The organism is Cupriavidus sp. GW821-FHT07C08, from assembly GCF_059419025.1.
This window is the reverse complement of sequence record NZ_JBWKQZ010000011.1, coordinates 94,401-112,611: the sequence shown is the minus strand read 5'-3', so window position 1 is coordinate 112,611 and position 18,211 is coordinate 94,401. Positions and strand designations below refer to the sequence as shown.

Annotated in this window: 16 protein-coding genes; 9 read left to right on the top strand and 7 right to left on the bottom strand. The window is 65.6% G+C overall.

Translation table 11 applies throughout. From position 1 onward, the window contains the following. Positions 1 to 11 precede the first annotated feature (11 nt). Both AC07UK_RS16205 and gbd read right to left on the bottom strand, forming a co-directional pair. Positions 12 to 992 (bottom strand): DctP family TRAP transporter solute-binding subunit, encoded by a 981-nt coding sequence (locus AC07UK_RS16205; RefSeq protein ID WP_436224815.1) that lies wholly within the window; start codon positions 990 to 992, stop codon positions 12 to 14. 83 nt (positions 993 to 1,075) lie between these two features. Then, on the bottom strand, positions 1,076 to 2,215 hold the full coding sequence (gene gbd, locus AC07UK_RS16200) for a 4-hydroxybutyrate dehydrogenase (RefSeq protein WP_436224816.1): 1,140 nt from the start codon (positions 2,213 to 2,215) through the stop codon (positions 1,076 to 1,078). Between the two features lie 281 nt (positions 2,216 to 2,496). Here gbd and AC07UK_RS16195 point away from each other — a divergent pair, with 281 nt between their 5' ends. The 5 genes from AC07UK_RS16195 (at position 2,497) to AC07UK_RS16175 (ending at position 7,033) form a co-directional block, all read left to right on the top strand. Beyond that, entirely contained in the window at positions 2,497 to 3,276 is a 780-nt protein-coding gene (locus tag AC07UK_RS16195) for an enoyl-CoA hydratase-related protein (protein WP_494687581.1), read from the top strand. Between the two features lie 69 nt (positions 3,277 to 3,345). Continuing rightward, complete coding sequence (locus tag AC07UK_RS16190) at positions 3,346 to 4,578, top strand: CaiB/BaiF CoA transferase family protein (protein ID WP_436224818.1); 1,233 nt, start codon at positions 3,346 to 3,348, stop codon at positions 4,576 to 4,578. 52 nt (positions 4,579 to 4,630) lie between these two features. Continuing rightward, positions 4,631 to 5,605, top strand: a complete 975-nt coding sequence (locus tag AC07UK_RS16185; protein ID WP_436225360.1) for a Bug family tripartite tricarboxylate transporter substrate binding protein — start codon at positions 4,631 to 4,633, stop codon at positions 5,603 to 5,605. 4 nt (positions 5,606 to 5,609) lie between these two features. Next, positions 5,610 to 6,536, top strand: a complete 927-nt coding sequence (locus tag AC07UK_RS16180) for an amidohydrolase family protein (RefSeq protein ID WP_436224819.1) — start codon at positions 5,610 to 5,612, stop codon at positions 6,534 to 6,536. Positions 6,537 to 6,622: 86 nt separating this feature from the next. Then, positions 6,623 to 7,033 carry a thioesterase family protein gene (locus AC07UK_RS16175; RefSeq protein ID WP_013953762.1) on the top strand — a complete coding sequence of 137 codons (411 nt, stop codon included), beginning with the start codon at positions 6,623 to 6,625 and terminating at the stop codon, positions 7,031 to 7,033. Between the two features lie 9 nt (positions 7,034 to 7,042). Here the strand turns inward: AC07UK_RS16175 and AC07UK_RS16170 are convergent, their stop codons facing one another. Next, positions 7,043 to 7,969, bottom strand: coding sequence for a transcriptional regulator GcvA (locus AC07UK_RS16170; protein WP_041228714.1), 927 nt, complete (start codon positions 7,967 to 7,969; stop codon positions 7,043 to 7,045). A 205-nt stretch (positions 7,970 to 8,174) separates the two neighbouring features. Then, entirely contained in the window at positions 8,175 to 9,101 is a 927-nt protein-coding gene (locus tag AC07UK_RS16165; RefSeq protein ID WP_436224820.1) for a LysR substrate-binding domain-containing protein, read from the bottom strand. A gap of 104 nt (positions 9,102 to 9,205) precedes the next feature. Here AC07UK_RS16165 and AC07UK_RS16160 point away from each other — a divergent pair, with 104 nt between their 5' ends. Next, the gene (locus AC07UK_RS16160) at positions 9,206 to 10,225 is read left to right on the top strand and encodes an aldo/keto reductase (RefSeq protein ID WP_436224821.1); all 1,020 of its coding nucleotides are present in this window, start codon (positions 9,206 to 9,208) and stop codon (positions 10,223 to 10,225) included. 15 nt (positions 10,226 to 10,240) lie between these two features. Here the strand turns inward: AC07UK_RS16160 and AC07UK_RS16155 are convergent, their stop codons facing one another. Beyond that, positions 10,241 to 11,143, bottom strand: coding sequence for a LysR substrate-binding domain-containing protein (locus AC07UK_RS16155; protein WP_436224822.1), 903 nt, complete (start codon positions 11,141 to 11,143; stop codon positions 10,241 to 10,243). A 103-nt stretch (positions 11,144 to 11,246) separates the two neighbouring features. Between AC07UK_RS16155 and dkgB the strand changes: the two genes are divergently transcribed. The 3 genes from dkgB (at position 11,247) to AC07UK_RS16140 (ending at position 13,634) form a co-directional block, all read left to right on the top strand. Then, on the top strand, positions 11,247 to 12,050 hold the full coding sequence (gene dkgB / locus AC07UK_RS16150) for a 2,5-didehydrogluconate reductase DkgB (protein ID WP_436224823.1): 804 nt from the start codon (positions 11,247 to 11,249) through the stop codon (positions 12,048 to 12,050). A gap of 7 nt (positions 12,051 to 12,057) precedes the next feature. Next, on the top strand, positions 12,058 to 13,179 hold the full coding sequence (locus AC07UK_RS16145; protein WP_494687580.1) for an alkene reductase: 1,122 nt from the start codon (positions 12,058 to 12,060) through the stop codon (positions 13,177 to 13,179). Between the two features lie 101 nt (positions 13,180 to 13,280). After that, on the top strand, positions 13,281 to 13,634 hold the full coding sequence (locus AC07UK_RS16140) for a MoaF-related domain-containing protein (RefSeq protein WP_436224825.1): 354 nt from the start codon (positions 13,281 to 13,283) through the stop codon (positions 13,632 to 13,634). Between the two features lie 50 nt (positions 13,635 to 13,684). On the opposite strand, the gene AC07UK_RS16135 is transcribed toward AC07UK_RS16140, so the two are convergent. Next, entirely contained in the window at positions 13,685 to 17,098 is a 3,414-nt protein-coding gene (locus AC07UK_RS16135) for an adenylate/guanylate cyclase domain-containing protein (protein WP_494687579.1), read from the bottom strand. Positions 17,099 to 17,194: 96 nt separating this feature from the next. Further along, on the bottom strand, positions 17,195 to 18,196 hold the full coding sequence (locus tag AC07UK_RS16130; RefSeq protein ID WP_436224827.1) for a Bug family tripartite tricarboxylate transporter substrate binding protein: 1,002 nt from the start codon (positions 18,194 to 18,196) through the stop codon (positions 17,195 to 17,197). Positions 18,197 to 18,211: the final 15 nt, after the last annotated feature.

Genomic DNA, 18,211 nt, shown 5'->3' with positions numbered 1-18,211 from the left:
GTGTGGCTCTCCTACCGCTGGGCGTCCATGGCGCGCAGCACGGCGTCGCCATTCTTCTGCACGAACAGCTGACGCGTTTCCTCGCGCACCACCTTGCGGATGCCGGCGTTGTCGGGATGCTCGTTGACCTGTACGCCCTTGGCGCGCAGCGTGGCGATCGCGGCCGCTTCGTTGTCGGCGTTGAGCCTGCGCTGGTAGGTGGCGGCCGCCGCGGCTTCTTCCAGCAGCACCTTCTGGTACTCCGGCTTGAGCGCATCGAACCTGGCCTTGTTCATCAGCACCACCAGCGCGGTATAGGCGTGGCGCGTCATCGACACGTACTTCTGCACCTCGTACATCTTGGCTGAGACCATCAGCGTGGGCGGATTCTCCTGGCCGTCGACCGCACCGGATTCCAACGCGCCGAAGACCTCGGCGAACGGCATCGGCTGCGGGCTCGCGCCCAGCAGCTGGAAGGCCTTGATATGCGAAGGGTTGGGCGTGGTGCGGATCTTCAGGCCGCGGATGTCCTCGGCCTTGTTGATGGGCCGTTTGTTGTTGCCCAGGCTACGGAAGCCGATTTCCCAGAAGGCCAGGCCCTTGATGCGGTGCGCGCCCAGCTCGTCGAGCAGCGAGCGGCCCACCGCGCCGTCCAGCACCTTGTAGGCCGACGGGCCATCCTCGAACTGGTAGGGCAGGTCGAGTACGTTCAGGCGCGGCACCAGACCGGTGACAAAGGGATTGCCGGTGGCACCGATGTCGATGGTGCCGCTGCGCACGCCCGTGACCAGCGTGGTGTCGTTGCCGAGCTGGCTGTTGGCAAAGACCTGGATCTCGACACCGCCCTGCGTGCGCTCCTTGACCTTCTTGCTGAAGGCGAGCGCGGCCTGATGCTGCGAATCGGTTTCCGGAACGGTATGGGCAAAGCGCAGCTTGACGGGCGTCTGCGCGGCGACCACGCCGGCGACGGACAATAGCGCCGCCAGCACGATATGCGGGATAACGTGTTTCATGGTGTCTCCTGGGTTGTCATGCGGCCCGGTCGGGTATGCCGGGCTCTGTGCTGCCCCGTGCGGGGGCGGGTGTTTCGCGCGATCTACAGAGAGGCCTGCAGCATTGCCGTGTAGTCTTCGGCGCTGGCCACGCGCGGGTTGGTCTTGTGGCAATGGTCGGCCAGCGCGTAGTTGATCGCGCGGGGGAACAGGGCAGGGTCCACACCCATCTGCCGCAAGCCTGCCGGCAGGCCCAGGCGCTGGTTCATGTCCGTGATGGCCGCGCCGATGGCGTCGGCGTCGGGCAGGCCCATGGCCTGCGCGATGCGCTCCAGCTTGGCCTCTTCCTGCATCGACGGCGCATCCGCATTGAAGCGGATTACCGCGGGCAGCAGCACCGCGTTCAGGGTGCCGTGGTGCAGCGTTGGCATCAGCCCGCCGAGCGCATGGCTCAGGCTGTGCACGCAACCCAGGCCTTTCTGGAACGCCAACGCGCCCTGCATCGATGCGCTCATCATCGCCAGCCTTGCGTCACGATCCTGCGGATCGCGGCGGGCGCGCTCGATATGCAGCCACGCGCGGCGCAGGCCATCCAGCGCGATGCCGTCCGCGGGCGGGTTGAAGGCCGGCGCCATGAAGGTCTCCAGGCAATGCGCGATGGCATCCATGCCGGTGGCCGCGGTCAGCATCGGCGGCAGGCCCAGGGTCAACTCGGGATCGCAGATCGCCACGCGCGGCACCAGGTAAGGCGACAGCACGCCCACTTTGCGGCCGTCGTCGAGGATCAGCACCGCGCCGCGGCCGACTTCGCTGCCGGTGCCGGCGGTGGTGGGAATGGCGATGACCGGAGCGGTGGCGGCGGTGATGCGCGCCACGCCGCCCTCGATCGCGGCGAACTGGCGCAGCGGGCCGTCGTGCGTGGCGCACACCGCCACGCCCTTGGCCAGGTCGATCGGCGAGCCGCCGCCCACCGCGATGATGCCGTCGCAGCGGTACTCGCCATAGAGGCGCACGGCCTCGCGCATGGCGGCTTCGGTCGGGTTGGACGGCGTGCCGTCGTAGATCACGGCTTCGCAGCCGGGGCGCAGCTGTTCCAGCACAAGCTGGACGATGCCCGCGGCCTTGACGCCGGCGTCGGTGACCACCAGCGGGCGCGTGATGCCGATGCGTTCGCATTCCTGGGCCAGCAGCCCGATCGCGCCGAAGTCGATCTGGATCTGGGTGATGTAGTTGATGAGGGCCATCTTGTCTCCGTGCTGTGTGCTGTGTGCGGTGTGCCGGGCGCCGCAGGCGGGCCGGCTGCATTGGTGACGAAGTCTAGAAACAAGGCCCGCAGGTCACAACGTGGATTTACTTGAAGGGAGCCCAAGAAAAATTCACAGCAACGAATGCCTAGTTTTTCTTGAAACGGCGCTGAGATTTTCTCGTTTTGCGGCGCGCGACGCGGGCCCTAGACTGGCGCAGACCAGCCGGATTCCGGACCACCGCCCGCACATGCCGGGCCTCCTCCACACCAACGACAACCATGAGACAACCGATCCTGATCGAGCGCGACGCGCAGGTCGCCACCATCACGCTGAATAACCCGGACAAGCTCAATGCCATGGACCTATCCATGTGGCAGGGCCTGACCGAAGCCATTCAGGGCCTGTCTGCCGACGACACGCTGCGCTGCGTGGTGCTGCGCGGCGCCGGCGACAAGGCCTTCGCCGCCGGCGCGGACATCGCCGAGTTCGACACCATGCGCGCCAACGCGGCGCAGGCGCAGCAGTATGGCGAGATCACCAACGCCACCATGCGCGCCATCGCCGAATGCCGGCACCCGACCATCGCGCTGATCCAGGGCGCGTGCGTCGGCGGCGGGCTGGAGATCGCCTCGATGTGCGACCTGCGCATCTGCGGCAAGTCAAGCCGCTTCGGCGTGCCGGTCAACCGGCTCGGACTGGTGATGTCGTATGGCGAACTGGGCGGGCTGGTGGCACTTGCGGGGCCGGCGACCGCGCTGGAGATCGTGCTGGAAGGCCGCGTGTTCGACGCTGCGGAGGCACTGGAAAAGCGCCTCGTCAACCGAGTGGTGGCGGATGAGGCGGTGCCTGACGAAGCCTACGCGACGGCACGCCGCATTGCCGCCGGCGCGCCGCTGGTGGCGCGCTGGCACAAACAGTTCGTGCGCCGGCTGTTGGACCCCACGCCGCTGCGTCCGGAAGAGCATGCCGAGTCCTATGCCTGCTTCGATACCAAGGATTTCCGTATCGGCCACCGCGCCTTTATCGACAAGACCCGGCCGCAATTCGTGGGCCGTTGAAAGCACCTTTTTTCCAAGCACCGTGGCACCGTCATTCCCATGCGGCTGCCTCAACCTCAGGTGGTATCCATGAATTTGCCGTTATCGAAAATCAAGGTCCTGGACGTCAGCCAGATCATGGCGGGTCCGTTCTGCTGCATGCTGCTGGGCGACATGGGCGCCGATGTTATCAAGGTCGAAGCGCCGGGGGCCGGCGACCAGACCCGCAAGTCAATGGGTTTCCGGCTCAAGGGCGATGACAGCGGCGGCTTCCTGGCGCTGAACCGTAACAAGCGCAGCGTCGAGATTGACCTGAAGAACCCGGCCGGCCTGGAGGCTTTCTATGAATTGGTGCGCGGCGCCGACGTGCTGGTGGAAAACAACCGCCCGGGCGTGGCCGCTCGTTTGAAGATCGACTATGCGGTGCTGCGCGAGATTAACCCGCGCCTGGTCTACGCGAGCATCTCCGGCTTCGGCCAGACCGGACCGTGGTCGCGACGCCCGGGGCTGGACCTGATCGCGCAGGCCATGTCGGGCGTGATGAGCGTGATGGGCCATCCGGACGCGCCGCCGGTCAAGGCCAGCGTGCCGATCGCCGACCTGGGGGCCGGGCTGTTCACCGCCTATGGCGTCCTGAGCGCGCTGATGGGGCGCGAGCACACCGGACAAGGGCAGTATGTGGATGCCTCGCTGTTCGAGACGGCGCTCGGCCTGTCGGTGTGGGAGTCGGCGGAGTACTGGGGCACGGGCGAAGTGCCGGTGCCGATCGGCAGCGCCAACCGCATGAGTGCGCCGTACCAGGCGGTGCGCGCCGCCGACCGGCACTTTGTCATCGGCGCGGCCAACCCCAAGCTGTGGGCCGCGCTGTGCGAGGTCATCGAGCGGCCCGACCTGCTTGCCGATCCGCGCTTTACCGACAACGCCGCCCGCATCCGCAACCGCGCCGCGCTGATTCCTGAAATTGAGGCAGAATTCGCGCGCAAGCCGGCGACGGAGTGGGTCGATGCGCTGCTGGCGGCTGGTGTGCCGGCGGCACCGATCTTCACCTACGACGAAGCGCTGGCCAGCGAACAGGCGGTGGCGCGGGACATGGTGCTGGAGATCGATCACCCGGTCGAAGGGCGGGTCAAGGCGCTGGGGTTCCCGGTCAAGCTGAGCGGCACGCCGCAGCAGGTGCGCTATCCGGCGCCGTTGCTGGGCCAGCATACCGATGAGGTGCTGGGCGAGTTCGGCCTGGACGCGGCCACCGTCACGCGGCTGCGTGCGCAGGGGGCGTTCGGCGCACCGGCCCGCGCACAGGAACTGGAACGCGGTGCCGCCTGAGCGCACCGCGGTCATCATCTATACCGATAAAAGACAGGAGACAACCATGACGATGTCAGGTTCGCTAATGCGGCGCTGGGCGATGCCGGCGGCCGTGGTACTGGGGCTGCTGGGCGGTACAGCCACGGCGAGTGCGCAAACATACCCTAGCCGGCGCATCGAACTGATTGTGCCGTGGCAGGCAGGCGGCGGGGCGGACGTGGTGGCGCGCGCGCTGTCCGCCGCGGCCGCCAGGCACCTGCCGCAGCCGATCGTCGTCATCAACAAGCCGGGCGCCACCGGCGCGGTAGGCCTGGGCGAAGTGGTTCACGCGAAGCCGGACGGCTACAAGCTGGTGCTGTCGTCCAGCGAGCTGACCTTCCTGAACTACCTCGGGCTGGCCAAGTTCACTTACCAGGACCTGATCCCCGTCGCGCGCCTGAACGCGGACCCGGCCACCGTGGCGGTACGGGCCGATGCGCCGTGGACCACGATCGAGCAGTTTGTCGCCGATGCGCGCAAGCCGGACGCCAATATCCGCGTGGGTAACGCAGGGCAGGGCTCCGCGTGGCATATGGCAGCCGCCGCGCTGGCGGACAAGACCGGCGCGAAATTCAACCACATTCCCTATGCCGGCGGCGCTCCCGCCACGCTCGCGCTGCTGGGCGGGCATATCGATGCGGTCACGGTCAGTACGGCGGAGGTCTTCACGCATGTGGCCGCGGGCAAGCTCAAGGTGCTGGCGGTGATGGCCGACAAGCGGGTCAGCGGCTTCGAGAACGTGCCAACGCTGAAGGAGCGCAATATCGACCTGTCGATGGGGATCTGGCGCGGCATCTCGGCGCCGAAGGGCACGCCGCCCGAGGTGATCGCGGTACTGAAGACGGCGATTGCGAAATCCGTGCAGGAGCCGGTGATGCGCCAGACGCTGGAGAAGCTGCACTTCAGCACCGACACCTATGCCGATGACGTGACGCTGCAGGCCGCCATGGTGAAGGAGTCGGCGCAGTTCAAGCAGCTCGCCAGCCGCATCAGCGTCAAGGAGTAGGCCCATGCGCGACACACCTGCGGAGAGCGCGGCGCCCGTCGAGCCTTTTATCGATGCGCACCAGCATTTCTGGAACCTGGCGCGCAACCCGTACCCGTGGCTGCAGGACGAAACCGTGCCGAACTTCCGCTATGGCGATTACTCGGCGCTGCGCAGGAACTATCTTCCCGAGGATCTTGCCCGTGACACGGCTGGCTGCGCGCCGGTGAAGACGGTGCACGTGGAAGCCGAATGGGCGCGCGCCAATCCTGGCGACGAGACCGCATGGCTGGCGCAGCTCGCCGCGCAGACGGGCCGGCCAACGGTGATCGTCGGCCATGCCCAGCTTGACCGAGGCGATGTCGATGAAGTGCTGGCGGGGCATGCCGCCTACGCCATGATGCGCGGCATCCGCAACAAGCCCGTGACCGCGGCGCGGCGCGAGGACGCGCGGCGCGGCGTGCCGGGCTCGATGGACGATGAGCGCTGGCAGCGAGGCTATGCCTTGCTTGCTCGCCACGGCATGTCCTTCGACCTGCAGGCGCCGTGGTGGAACCTGGATCAGGCGGCAGCACTGGCACGGGATTTCCCGGGCACGCAGCTGATCCTGAACCATACCGGGTTGCCGGCTGACCGCAGTGAAGCCGGCCTGGCCGGCTGGCGCGCCGCGATGGCCGAGCTGGCCAGGCAACCCAATGTGGCCGTGAAGATCTCTGGCCTGGGATTGCCGGGCAAGCTGTGGACGCAGGCCGACAACGTGCCCGTGATCCGCGATGCCATCGCCATCTTCGGCACGGAGCGCTGCATGTTCGCCAGCAACTATCCGGTGGACAGTCTCGTGGCGAGCTACGACACCATCGTCGCAGGCTTCCGCGCCGCCATCGCCGTCTATTCGCCAGAACAGCAGCGCGCGCTGTGGCACGACAACGCCGCGCGCTTCTATCGCCTGTAGCAGTGCATCACAAGGATCCGCCACCCGCCCGGCTTGCGCTGCGGCGGGCCGGGCGGCTTCGTCCATAAACCTGAAAGGAACCCCTGATGAAGAACGGATTGCAACCGGGCGCGACCTGCGCGCGCACGCTGACGGTCGACCGCCAGCGCACCATAGATTTTCTCGGCGAAAGCCTGCGCATCTACGCCACGCCCGAGCTGGTACGCGACATTGAACAGACTTGCCTCGACTTCGTGCAAGGCTTTCTCGATGACGGTGAAAGCTCGGTGGGCGCGGAGGTCTCGGTGCAACACACCGGTGCCACGCCGCTGGGCGGCGAGGTGCGCATCCATGCCGAGATCACGGCCGTCGACGGCCGCAGTGTCACATTCAGCGTGACCGCCGACGATGCGGTGGAGCGGGTTTGCAGCGGCACGCATCGCCGCTTCATTGTCGATGTCGAGCGTTTGCGCGCACGCGTGCAGAAGAAGACGGCGTCAATGCCGGCCGTGGCCTGAAGCCGGCGCTCAGACGGGGGCCGGCTGCTGCTGGTCCGCCGACACTTCCGCGCGGATCCAGTCAGTGAAGCTGCGGATGCGACGATCCTCCAGCCGCTCTTTCGGGAAGACCACGAAGTAAGAGAATTCGACCGGCAGCCGGATCGCTTCGAACAATCGCACCAGCCGGCCTTCCGCCAGGTCCTGCTCGATCCAGTTCTTCTTGACCAGCGCCACGCCCAGGCCATTAAGCGCGGCGTTGATGACCAGGTGGCTTGGCCAGAACGACGGCCCGCGGCTGGCATCGACATCGGTCACGCCGGCGTGCTCAAGCCACATTGCCCAGTCGGGGTTGCTCACGTCCGTGTACGTGCTGTCGTCGTGCAGCAGCGTATGGTGCTTCAGGTCGGACGGTGTTTCGAGCGGCAGAGAACCTTGCAGCAGCGCCGGGCTGCACACGGGGATGACTTCGACCGCCATGCAAAGCTCGCAGTGCAGGCCGGGGTAATCGCCGCGGCCATAGCGGATCGCCATGTCGAAATCGTCGCGCTCGAAGTCGATGCGATGGTTCGAGGTGGACACCTTCAGGTCGATATCCGGGTGCGCCTTCATGAAGCGGTCCATGCGCGGGATCAGCCATTTGACCGCGAACGTGGGCGGCATGTTGACCTTCAGCGCGGGGCGGTCCTTGCTATGCAGGCGGTGCGTGGCATCGGCGAGCTGCTTGAAGGCCAGCTGCACGCTGGGCAGGTAGGCGGTGCCGGCCGGTGTCAGGACCAGCGCCTTGGCCTCGCGGATAAACAACTGCACGCCAAGGCTTTCTTCCAGTGCCTTGATCTGGTGGCTGACCGCCGACGGCGTGACGAATAATTCCTCCGCGGCCCGCGTGAAGCTCAGATGCCGGGCAGCCACTTCGAACGCCCTGAGCGGGTTGAGTGGGGGAATCTGTCTCGACATATCGGGGGTACGCAATCCTGTAGACGCCTTGCCGGCATGCGGGGTGCTGTGGCACCGGCAAGCCGCTGCACGATAGCATTCGTGCCGGGCCATGGGAATAGGGCCTGTCCCCATGTAGGTGAATTCACGGCCGCTCCGCTTGCGGCCCGCCGGGCGGCTCGAAAAGCCCGGGCCAGCATGACAGTGCGCATGTTTAGAGGGAGCGTCAGCCCGCCTCCTGCGGCACGAGATCGGGTATCTCGCCGCTTGCCGGTACCAGCGTCTTGCGAAAGATCTCCACCAGGGGCCTCAGGTTGATCTTGTGCCAGGCCGCCCATAAAGGCGTCCGATAGTTGAGCCACGACAAATCGTGCAGTACCACACCCGCCGGCGCCTGGTGGCGCAGGCTCTGCTGGATCGTGGTGACGCCGAGTCCCGCGGCGACCAGGCCAAGGGCCGCCAGCGGTTCCGTGGCCTCCATCGTTATCGTCGGCGTGAAGCCGGCCTTCGCACAAGCCGCGATGAACGTGTCATGCCGTAGCGCGCTTTCCTTGTGCATGACACCGATCCACTTCTGCGCAGCGAGATCTTCCGGGGTGATCCGTTGCGCCACTGCCAGCGGATGCCCCTCGGGCAGCGCCAGCAGCATCGGATCATTGAGCACCTGGGCAGCCTCGAGGTCTGGATCGTCAGGTGGCGGCGGCTCGCAGACGAGCGCGATGTCGAGGCTGCGCTGGCGCAGCCCCTCCAGTTGAACGTCCGACTGCTGGTTGTACAGCGCGATATGCACCGCAGGCCGGCTGTCGCGCAGTTCGCGCAAGGCATTCGGCAGCACGCCCGAATGCATCGCATATTCCAGGTAGCCGATGCACAGCCCGCCTTCGTCGCCGCGGCCAAGCCGTCGCGCCAGCGATTCGAGCCGGTTGGCATGCGTCAGGAATGCGCGGGTCTCGGCCAGGAACGTGCGGCCGTCGCGGGTCAGGCGGATTCGTTGCTGCGAGCGCTCGAACAGCGTCAGCCCAAGTTTCTCTTCAAGCTGGGCGATCTGCCGGCTAAGTGGCGATTGGGAGATATGCAGCCGCTCGGCGGCGCGTCCGACGTGCTCATCCTCGGCGACGGCCACGAAGTAGTGAAGTTGGCGGATATCTAACATTTAAGACCTGCTCGGACTCAAGTTCTGCAAATTCTGTCTTGGACAGACTTAATTGGCAACCCTAGACTGCCTTCACCCCAACTTATTCTGCAATCGGAGCAGTCATGAGCATCAAGGACAAACTGGCCGGCAGCGTGCTCGGCTTTGGTACGGCGCCGCTGGGCAACATGTTCCGCGACATCCCGGAAGCGGAGGCGCAGGCCACCGTGGACGCGGCCTGGGCGCAAGGCGTGCGCTACTACGACACGGCGCCGTTCTATGGCGCGGGCCTGGCCGAAATCCGCCTGGGTGAGGCACTGTCCCGACACAAGCGCGACGAATTCGTGCTCAGCACCAAGGTCGGCCGCCTGATCCTGGACGAAGTCGAGGACGCCAGTGGGCGGGCCTTGGGCGAAAAAAGCGGACTGTTTGCGGCTGGCCGCCCGAACAAGCTCGTCGTCGACTACACTGCCGACGGCACGCTGCGCTCCATCGAGGACAGCCTCAAGCGCATGAAGACTGACCGCTTTGATTTTGTGTGGGTCCACGACATTGCCCAGGACTTCTATGGCGATGAATGGCTGTCGTACTTTGAGACCGCGCGCAAGGGTGCCTTCCGCGAGCTGACCCGCCTGCGCGAGGAGGGCGTGATCAAGGCCTGGGGCCTGGGCGTGAACCGGGTCGAGCCGATCGAACTGACGCTGGATCTCGCCGAAGCGCAGCCGGACGGATTCCTGCTCGCGGGCCGATATTCGCTGCTCGACCACGAGCGCGCATTGCAGCGCCTGATGCCGAAGGCGGCGGAACGCAAGACCGAGATTGTCGTCGGTGGTCCATACAGTTCCGGCATCCTGGCCGGAGGCGCGCACTTCGAATATCAGAAGGCTCCGCCCGAGATCATCGCCAGGGTAGAGCGCATCAAGGCGGTCGCTCAGCGCCACGGCGTCAGCATCAAGGCGGCGGCCCTGCAGTTCGTGCTGGCGAACCCGGTGGTGGCGGCCGTGATCCCGGGCGCGAGCCGACCGGAGCGCATCGCCGAGGACGTCGCCGCGCTGAAGGAAGTCATTCCCGCCGATTTCTGGCGCGAACTGCGTGAGCAGCACCTGGTGGCCGCGAACGCGCCGCTGCCTGTCGATCGCGTCTGATACGGACCGGTGCCACTAGCTCTCGAACGGCTTCTGGCCGAGCACCTTGACCACATATTCGACGAAGCAGGTGATGCGGGACGCCAACGCGGTGTTGCGATAGTAGACCGCGTTGATCGACTGGCGCACATCGAGGGTCTGTTTCGCAAACAGCTGCACCAGTCGCCCGTCCCGCCGATCGTCGCGCGTCATGAAGTCCGACAGGCAGACAATGCCCTGGCCGTTCAGGGCCAGGCTCCTGAGGGTCTCGCCGCTGGACGAGGCGATGGTTGGCTTGATATGCAGCACGCCGCCGTCGTCGTCGCGCAGCGGCCAGTCGTTCAGTGATTCCGGCTGGGTGAAGCCCAGCAGCGCATGCTGCGCGAGCTGCGCCGGTTTGGTGGGCGTGCCGTGGCGCTTCAGGTAGTCGGGACTGGCAAGGATGCGGATTCGGCTGGTGCCGATGGCGCGCGCGTGCAGCGTGGAGTCTTTCAGCTGGCCGATGCGGAACGCCACATCGGTCCGCTTTTCGATCAGGTCGATGATGCCTTCGTTCGAGTTGAGTTCCAGTTCAACTTCCGGGTAGCTGGCGCGAAAGCCCTCCAGTAGCGGCACGATCACATGCAGCATGAACGGCGTTGCCGCATCCACCCGCAAGCGCCCAACCGGCCGCATGCGACGCGCCGCGATCTGCTCTTCCGCTTCGTCAACCATCGCCACGATTGCGCGGGCGTGTTCCAGGAATGCCGCCCCTTCCTCGGTCAACTCCAGCCGCCGCGTGGTTCGCCGCAGCAGCGTGGTCTGCAGCTTTTCCTCCAGCCGGCCCAGGGTGCGGCTGGTGGCGGAGACCGTCAGCTTGAGCTGCTCGGCGGCCGCCGTGATCGAGCCGCTGTCCACCACGGCAGCAAAGGCCAGCAGTTCATCGATGGTCGTCTTCATTGTTGATTTCAAATCAAATGAATTTCCCTTATACACGGCTTTATCCGCAAAGGTAAGGGCGGCAAACTGCGTGCATTCGAGTTTCCTTCATAGGAGTTGCACCATGAGCGTTCCTTCATTTGGCGTTGGTACTTTCCGCCTGACCGGCCAGGCCGTGATCGATTCGGTGCGCAATGCGCTGGACCTGGGCTATCGCGCCGTCGATACGGCACAGATCTATGGCAACGAGGCCGACGTCGGCCAGGCGATCGCCGAGGCCGGTGTGAAGCGCGATGAACTGTTTGTGACCACCAAGATCTGGACGGCGAACTACGCCGCCGACAAGCTTGTGCCAAGCCTGCGTGAAAGCCTGGACAAGCTGCGCACCGACTACGTCGACCTGACCCTGATCCACTGGCCGGCGCCGGGCAACGGCGTGGAGCTGCCCGAGTACATGGCGGCGCTGGCCGAAGCCAAGGCGCTGGGCCTGACGCGGCAGATCGGTGTTTCCAACTTCAATATCGCGCTGACGAAGCAGGCGATCGATGCGGTTGGCAAGGGCGAAATCGCCACCAACCAGATCGAACTGAGCCCCTATCTGCAGAACCACAAGCTCACCGCGTTCCTGAAGGAGCAGGGCATCGCCGTGACGTCGTACATGACGCTGGCCTACGGCAAGGTGCTGAAGGACCCGGTGCTGGCGCAGATCGCGGACAAGCACCACGCCACCGTCGCGCAGGTTGCGCTGGCATGGGCGCTGCAACTCGGCTATGCGGTGATTCCGTCGTCGACCAGGCGCGAGAACCTGGCCAGCAACCTGCTGGCGCGCGACCTGAAGCTCGACGCCGACGACATGACGCAGATCGCCGCGCTGGAGCGCAACGGCCGCGAGGTCAGCCCCGAGGGCCTGGCCCCGGCCTGGGACTGAGGAGGCCATGATGTCCGATACACGCAATCCGCTGTTCCAGCCGCATGCGCTGGGTGCTCTCATGCTGCCCAACCGCATCGTGATGCCGCCGATGACGCGCTCGCGCGCAAGCCAGCCCGACGACGTGCCGAACGAACTGATGGCCGAGTACTATGCGCAACGCGCCAGCGCCGGCCTGATCGTCAGCGAGGGCACCTGGATTTCGCCGCTCGGCAGGGGCTATGCGTGGACGCCCGGCATCCACACGCCGGCGCAGGTCGCCGGTTGGCGCAAGGTCACCACTGCCGTGCATGAAGCGGGCGGGCGCATCTTCGCGCAGCTCTGGCACGTGGGCCGCCTGAGCCATATCAGTCTGCTCGATGGCCACGCGCCGGTGTCGTCGTCCGCCATCCAGGCGCACGGTGTGAACGTGTTCGTTGCCGAACAGGATGGCAAGCCGGGCTTCGTGCAGGCCTCCCAGCCGCGCGCGCTCAAGGTGGAAGAGATCCACGCCATCGTCGACGAATTCCGCCAGGCCGCGCGCAACGCGATGGCGGCTGGCTTCGACGGTGTGGAACTGCACGCGGCCAACGGCTATCTGGTCAACCAGTTCATCGACTCGGAAGCCAACAACCGTTTCGACGAATATGGCGGCCAGCTCGAAAACCGCCTGCGTTTCCTGGGCGAGGTGACGCAGGCGCTGATCGAGGGCACGGGCAGCAAGGACCGGGTCGGTATCCGCCTGGCGCCGCTGACCACGCTCAATGGCTGCGTCGACGCCGATCCGGAAACCACCTATACGGCCGCGGCAAAGCTGCTTGGCGAGCTAGGCGTGGGCTACATCCATATCGCCGAGGCCGACTGGGACGATGCACCGCATATGCCCGCCGCATTCAAGCAGCGGCTGCGCGAGGTGTATCGGGGCACGCTGATCTACGCCGGCAAGTACACCGCGGAACGTGCGCAAGCCGCGCTGAACGAGGGATGGGCCGATCTGATTGCCTTCGGCCGGCCGTTCGTGGCCAACCCCGACCTGCCGGAGCGCCTGCGCGCTGGCGCGACGCTCAACCCCCACGACCGCGACTCGCTGTTTGGTGGTGGCGCACGCGGGCTGACCGACTATCCCGCACTTGCAGCCAAGGCGGCCTGAGTGGAGGTCAGGAGATTCAGAATGAAAACACTGGCGCAAATCGCCCTGGCGGCGACCCTGCCGTTCGCCATGCAGGTCAACATCAATCCGGTAGCCATCCGATGAACACGAATACCACTCCCCAGAAGCCGCTCTTCGCCGGGCGCAGCTTCCGCGTCGACTATGACGGCCTGTCGGCGCACAACATCTACTCCGAGGATGGCGAGTCGGTCCACTACGCGATCGTCGCCGGCCCCTACGTCGGAGCGACTGGCGAGGCCCGTTGCGCGTGGCAGGAGATCTCGGAGGGCGTGTATGCGATCTCGTGGCAGGAAGCTGATGGCGCGACCGTGGTGCATGTCGACGACTTCGTGCGCGGCCGCTCCATGGCATTCTTCACCGCCGCGGACAAGGCGTTCTACCGGATGCAGGGCCCGTTGACGGCGCTGGCCGACCCGTCGGCTACCCAGCGCTGAGTGTCCTGGCGGCGGCGGTACCGTTGCCGCAGCAGTCGCAGTCATGGTCATCAACGGCATGCCGCCACGACGTCGCGCATGTCCGCGCTGTCCAGCCCCTCGGTAAACGCGCTGCGGATCTGGTCCAGCAGTTGCCTGGCCGGCTCCGGCCGGCCTTGGTGTTGCCAGAGCCGCGCAAGGCTCAGTGAGGCCCGCAACTCCAGCGACCTGGCATGCTGCCTGCGGGCTACCGCGATCGCCTGGTGAAAACACGCTTGCGCGTCATCTTCAGACAGAAGGCCATCAGAACGGCAGCCGTGAAGGATCATCTCGCCCTTGATCCGATGCCACTCAGCTTCGCAATAGTGCTCACCGGTCCTTTGCACCGCGTCTTCCGCTTCGGCTAGCGCGTCCAGAGCTGAATCGACCTGTCCCAGGCGTGCGTAGATCTGTGCCAACAGTTCCTGGAAGTGCGAATGCCCCAGCGCCGCGCCGGTGGCGTGGTACGCCGCCAGCCCCTGGCGCATCTGCGCGATGCCTTCCTCATGCTGCCCTTGCTCGGCCAGCGCCCAACCGCGCAGGACGGTCGACCAGGCAAGCCACACGGGGAAGCCCTGCTCGCTTGAGAGCGCGATGGCCGCGTCGGCGCACTCCAGCGTGAGCCTTGGGTCGCAGCGGAACTGGTGCAGCTCGGCCGCCAGGCAGAGGCCATGCGCGAGACTAAAGGGATGGGACAGCTGCCGGGCCAGCGTGAGCGAATTCTGTGCTCGCTTGCAGGCCTGGTCCGGATAGCCGAGATTCCACAGGACCAATGCCGAAAAGGATAGCGCCCGTGACTCCGGATCGACGCCATGCATATTCACGTGGACATGATCCGGTTCGGCGCCGTAGAGGGCGAGCGCATCTCGCAGGTGGCCATCGGAGGTCCTGAATTTTCCGCAGTAATACAAGGTCGTGGCGAGCGAGACATGGGCCTCGCCCAAGAGCTCCGGGTCCTGCGTCTTCCTGGCCTGCGCAAGCAGTTGTTTGCCCAGCTTGTAAGCCTTGCGATGCTCGGCGCGCAGGGAGAAATACGTGCGCAGGCCGACTAGCGTGGGAAAGAGCTGTGGGGTCTCCCCGACCTCGCCGCACAGCGCCAGGGCACGGCTGTAAGTGGCTTCGACCTCGGACGAGGCAAAGCCCCTGGCGGCGATCAGCGCCGGCCCGATGGCAAGGCGCAGCGTGAGTTCCTGGCGTGCGCGTTCGGGCGAATCGGGCTGGCGCTGGAGCAATTCCAGAGCGGCATTCAGGTGGCGGATCGCTTCGTGGTACGCGGAGCGCTGTACTGACTGCTGGCCGGTGCACTGCAGGTACTCGACGGCCTTCGGTTCGTTGCCGCTCAGGCTGTAGTGCCGGGCCAGCTCGCTGTAGTGATCCTTCAGCTGATGCCGGAACAGGGCTTCGATCGCCTGCGCCGTGCGTTGGTGCAGCGCGGTGCGCTCTTCGGTTAGCAGCGAGCTGCCGGCGACTTCCTGGGTCAGCGCATGCTTGAACATGTACTCCGTATCCGGGAATGCGGGCCGCTCGTAGATGAATTCGCCGGCCTCCAACCTGGCCAGCAGCGGCTGCAACTGTTCCTCCGGCTGGGAGACCACGCGCTGGATCAGGCTCAGGGAAAACTCCTTGCCAATCACGGCAAGGCTCTGCAGCAAGTCTTTCTCGGCGCGGGGCAGCCGGTCGATGCGCGCGGCCAGCACGCCCTGGACCGTGGTGGGAATATGCAGCGCGATAGGGGTCTGCTCGATGCGGTAGTGGCCAGGTTCGCCGAGCAGGACCTTCTCCTCGGACAAGGTCTGCACCACTTCCTCCATGAAGAAGGGATTGCCCTCGGTCTTGTCCAGGATGAGCCGCTTGAGCGGCGTCAGCGCGGGATCGTCGCCAAGCAGCGCGGCGAGCAGTTCCTGGGCCTCGGCCTGGCCCAACGGATCGAGCCGGAGCTCGGTATAGGCGTCCTGCTGGTGCCGGCCATGCTGGTACTCGGGCCGATAGTTGAGCAGCAGCAGGATCCTGGCACCTGGCAGGTGGCTGGCGAGGACATCCAGGAACGCCTCGGTCTCGCTGTCCAGCCATTGCAGGTCCTCGAAGATCAACTCGAGCGGCTGGTTGTGGCTCTCGCGGACCAGCAGGCGCGTGATCGCGTCGAACGTGCGCTGGCGCCGGATGCGGGGATCCATGTTGGGCAGTGCCGAACCCGGCTCGCTGATGCCCAGCAGGAAGAGCAGGTAAGGCAGCAGCTCTTCCAGTGTGCGGTCCAGCATCAGCATCCTGCCAGCGACCTTCTCGCGGCACCTGCGCTCATCATCGAGCGGCTCGATCTGGAAATAATTCTTCACCAGGTCGATCAGCGGCAGGTACGCGAACGACTTGCCGTGCGACACCGAGAAGGTCTCCAGCACCATGCAGCCTCGCTGCGACAGCATCTTGAACTCATGGAACAGCCGTGACTTGCCGACCCCGGCCTCGCCGACCACGCCCACGATCTGCCCGTGTCCCGCCTTGGCCCGCTCCAGCGCGTCACGCAATTGCGCCAGCTCACCGTCGCGGCCTACAAAGCGCGCCAGGCCGCGGTGTTGCGCCACCTGCAGGCGCGTGCGCAACACGCCCAGGCGCACCACCTCATACACGGCAAGCGGCTCCCGAACGCCCTTCACCTGGGTCGCGCCCAGGGCCTTGAAGTCGAAATACCCCTCGGTCAGCTTGCAGGTCGCCTCGCTGACCAGAATGGAAGACGGCGTGGCGATGCTTTCCATCCGCGAGGCGATATTGATCGTGTGTCCTACCGGATCGTAGTCGGTATGCAGGTCGTCCCGGCGGATGGACCGCACCACCACCTCACCGGTGTGGATGCCCACCCGGATCTGGAGCGGTATGCCTTGCTCCAGGCGGATGCGGTCGCTGTGGCGGCGCATCGCTTCCTGCATCCGCAGCGCCGCATACAGCGCGCGCTGCGGGTGATCTTCATGCGCGATGGGCGCACCGAACAGGGCCAGTATGCCGTCGCCCAGCGACTTGGCGACATAGCCTTCGTAGTGGTGCACGGCCTCCATCATCAGGGCGATCACGGGATCGATCAGGCGGCGCGCTTCTTCCGGGTCCAGGTCGTGGATCAGCGCCGTGGAGCCCGCCATGTCGGCGAACAGCGCCGTGATGGTCTTGCGCTCGCCGGCGGTCGCGCCCCTGGCTTCCATCGCCGCCTGCTGCGCCAGGATGCGTTCGACCAGGTGGCGTGGGGTGTAGTCGATGGGAGCGGGCGCCGCCGTCGGCTGATTTCCATCAGAAGGGCCGACAGTCAGTAAGACCAGCGATGCGCCGCATGCGGTACAAAACCTGTCGGCCGAACCCGAGTCGTGGCCACACTGCGGGCAGCGTCGGCCCAGGCGCGCTCCGCAATCCTTGCAGAACCTGGCGTCAGGAGGGTTCTCGGAACCGCAGTTTGTGCAATGCATACAGACCTCGTCACTTCAGGTCCCTTCTCTGGATGATTAGACGCTTTCTCCACTTTGGGATCAATGGGCGCCACAGCGGCGGATGGAGTGTGCTACTTACTCGGCCACGACATGCGCAACCTTGATGGCCTGCGCATAGCGAGCCGCCTCGTCGGCAATGACCTTCGCGTAGTCCGCGCTGGATCCTCCCACGGGTTCGATACCGGCAACGTGGAGCTGCGAAATCACCTCGGGCATTTTGACTGCCTCGGAAACCGCGTCGGCCATTTTCTTGACCACGGCGTCCGAGGTTCCCTTTGCGGCAAGCAAGCCGACCGTCACAGCGAAGTCGTATCCTGGCACCACCTCGGAGATTGCCGGAATCTTAGGCGCAAGAGCGGAGCGCTGCAGGGAGTTGGTGCCGAGAATCTTGACCTGGCCCGATTTGACGAAGCCTGACAGCGACGGCAAGGCAGCAAACACCACCTGGACCTGGTCCCCGATCAAAGCCGGAACGGACTGGCCGGAGCCACGAAACGGTACGTGCTTGATATCCAGCTTGAGCGCGGTTTTCAGTGCTTCCATCGACAGGTGATGGGTGCTGCCGATGCCGGAAGATCCATAGTTGAGCGTGCCAGATTTGGATTTCGCCAGCGCGACGAAATCGTTGAGTGAGTTGGCTGGAACGCGTGCATTGACGGCGAGGAAGAGCGGAGACCTGGCGGCAAGCGAGACGGGCACGAAATCGCGCTTGGGTTCATACGACAGGTTCTTGTAAATCGCCGGATTGATGGACATCATCGAGCCGTCGGTCACCAGGAACGTGTGGCCGTCGGCAGGGCTCGTCATGAGCGCCTGGGCGGCGACCACGCCATTGGCGCCGGGCCGGTTGTCAACGACGACCGGCTTGCCCAGGCGCTGGGTGAGTTGCTGGGACAAAACGCGCGCAACGGTGTCAGGCAAGCCTCCGGGCGCGTACGGAACGATAAAGCGGATGGGCTTGGTGGGCCAGGCATCGGCGCTGGCCATGGCCAATGCGGGAACGAATGCCGCGGTGAGGCCGAGGCCCAGGCTGAGGCAAAGCCTGCGTCGTGCAAGCCGGATTTGGGGGCGGTTCATGTGTTGTCTCCATTT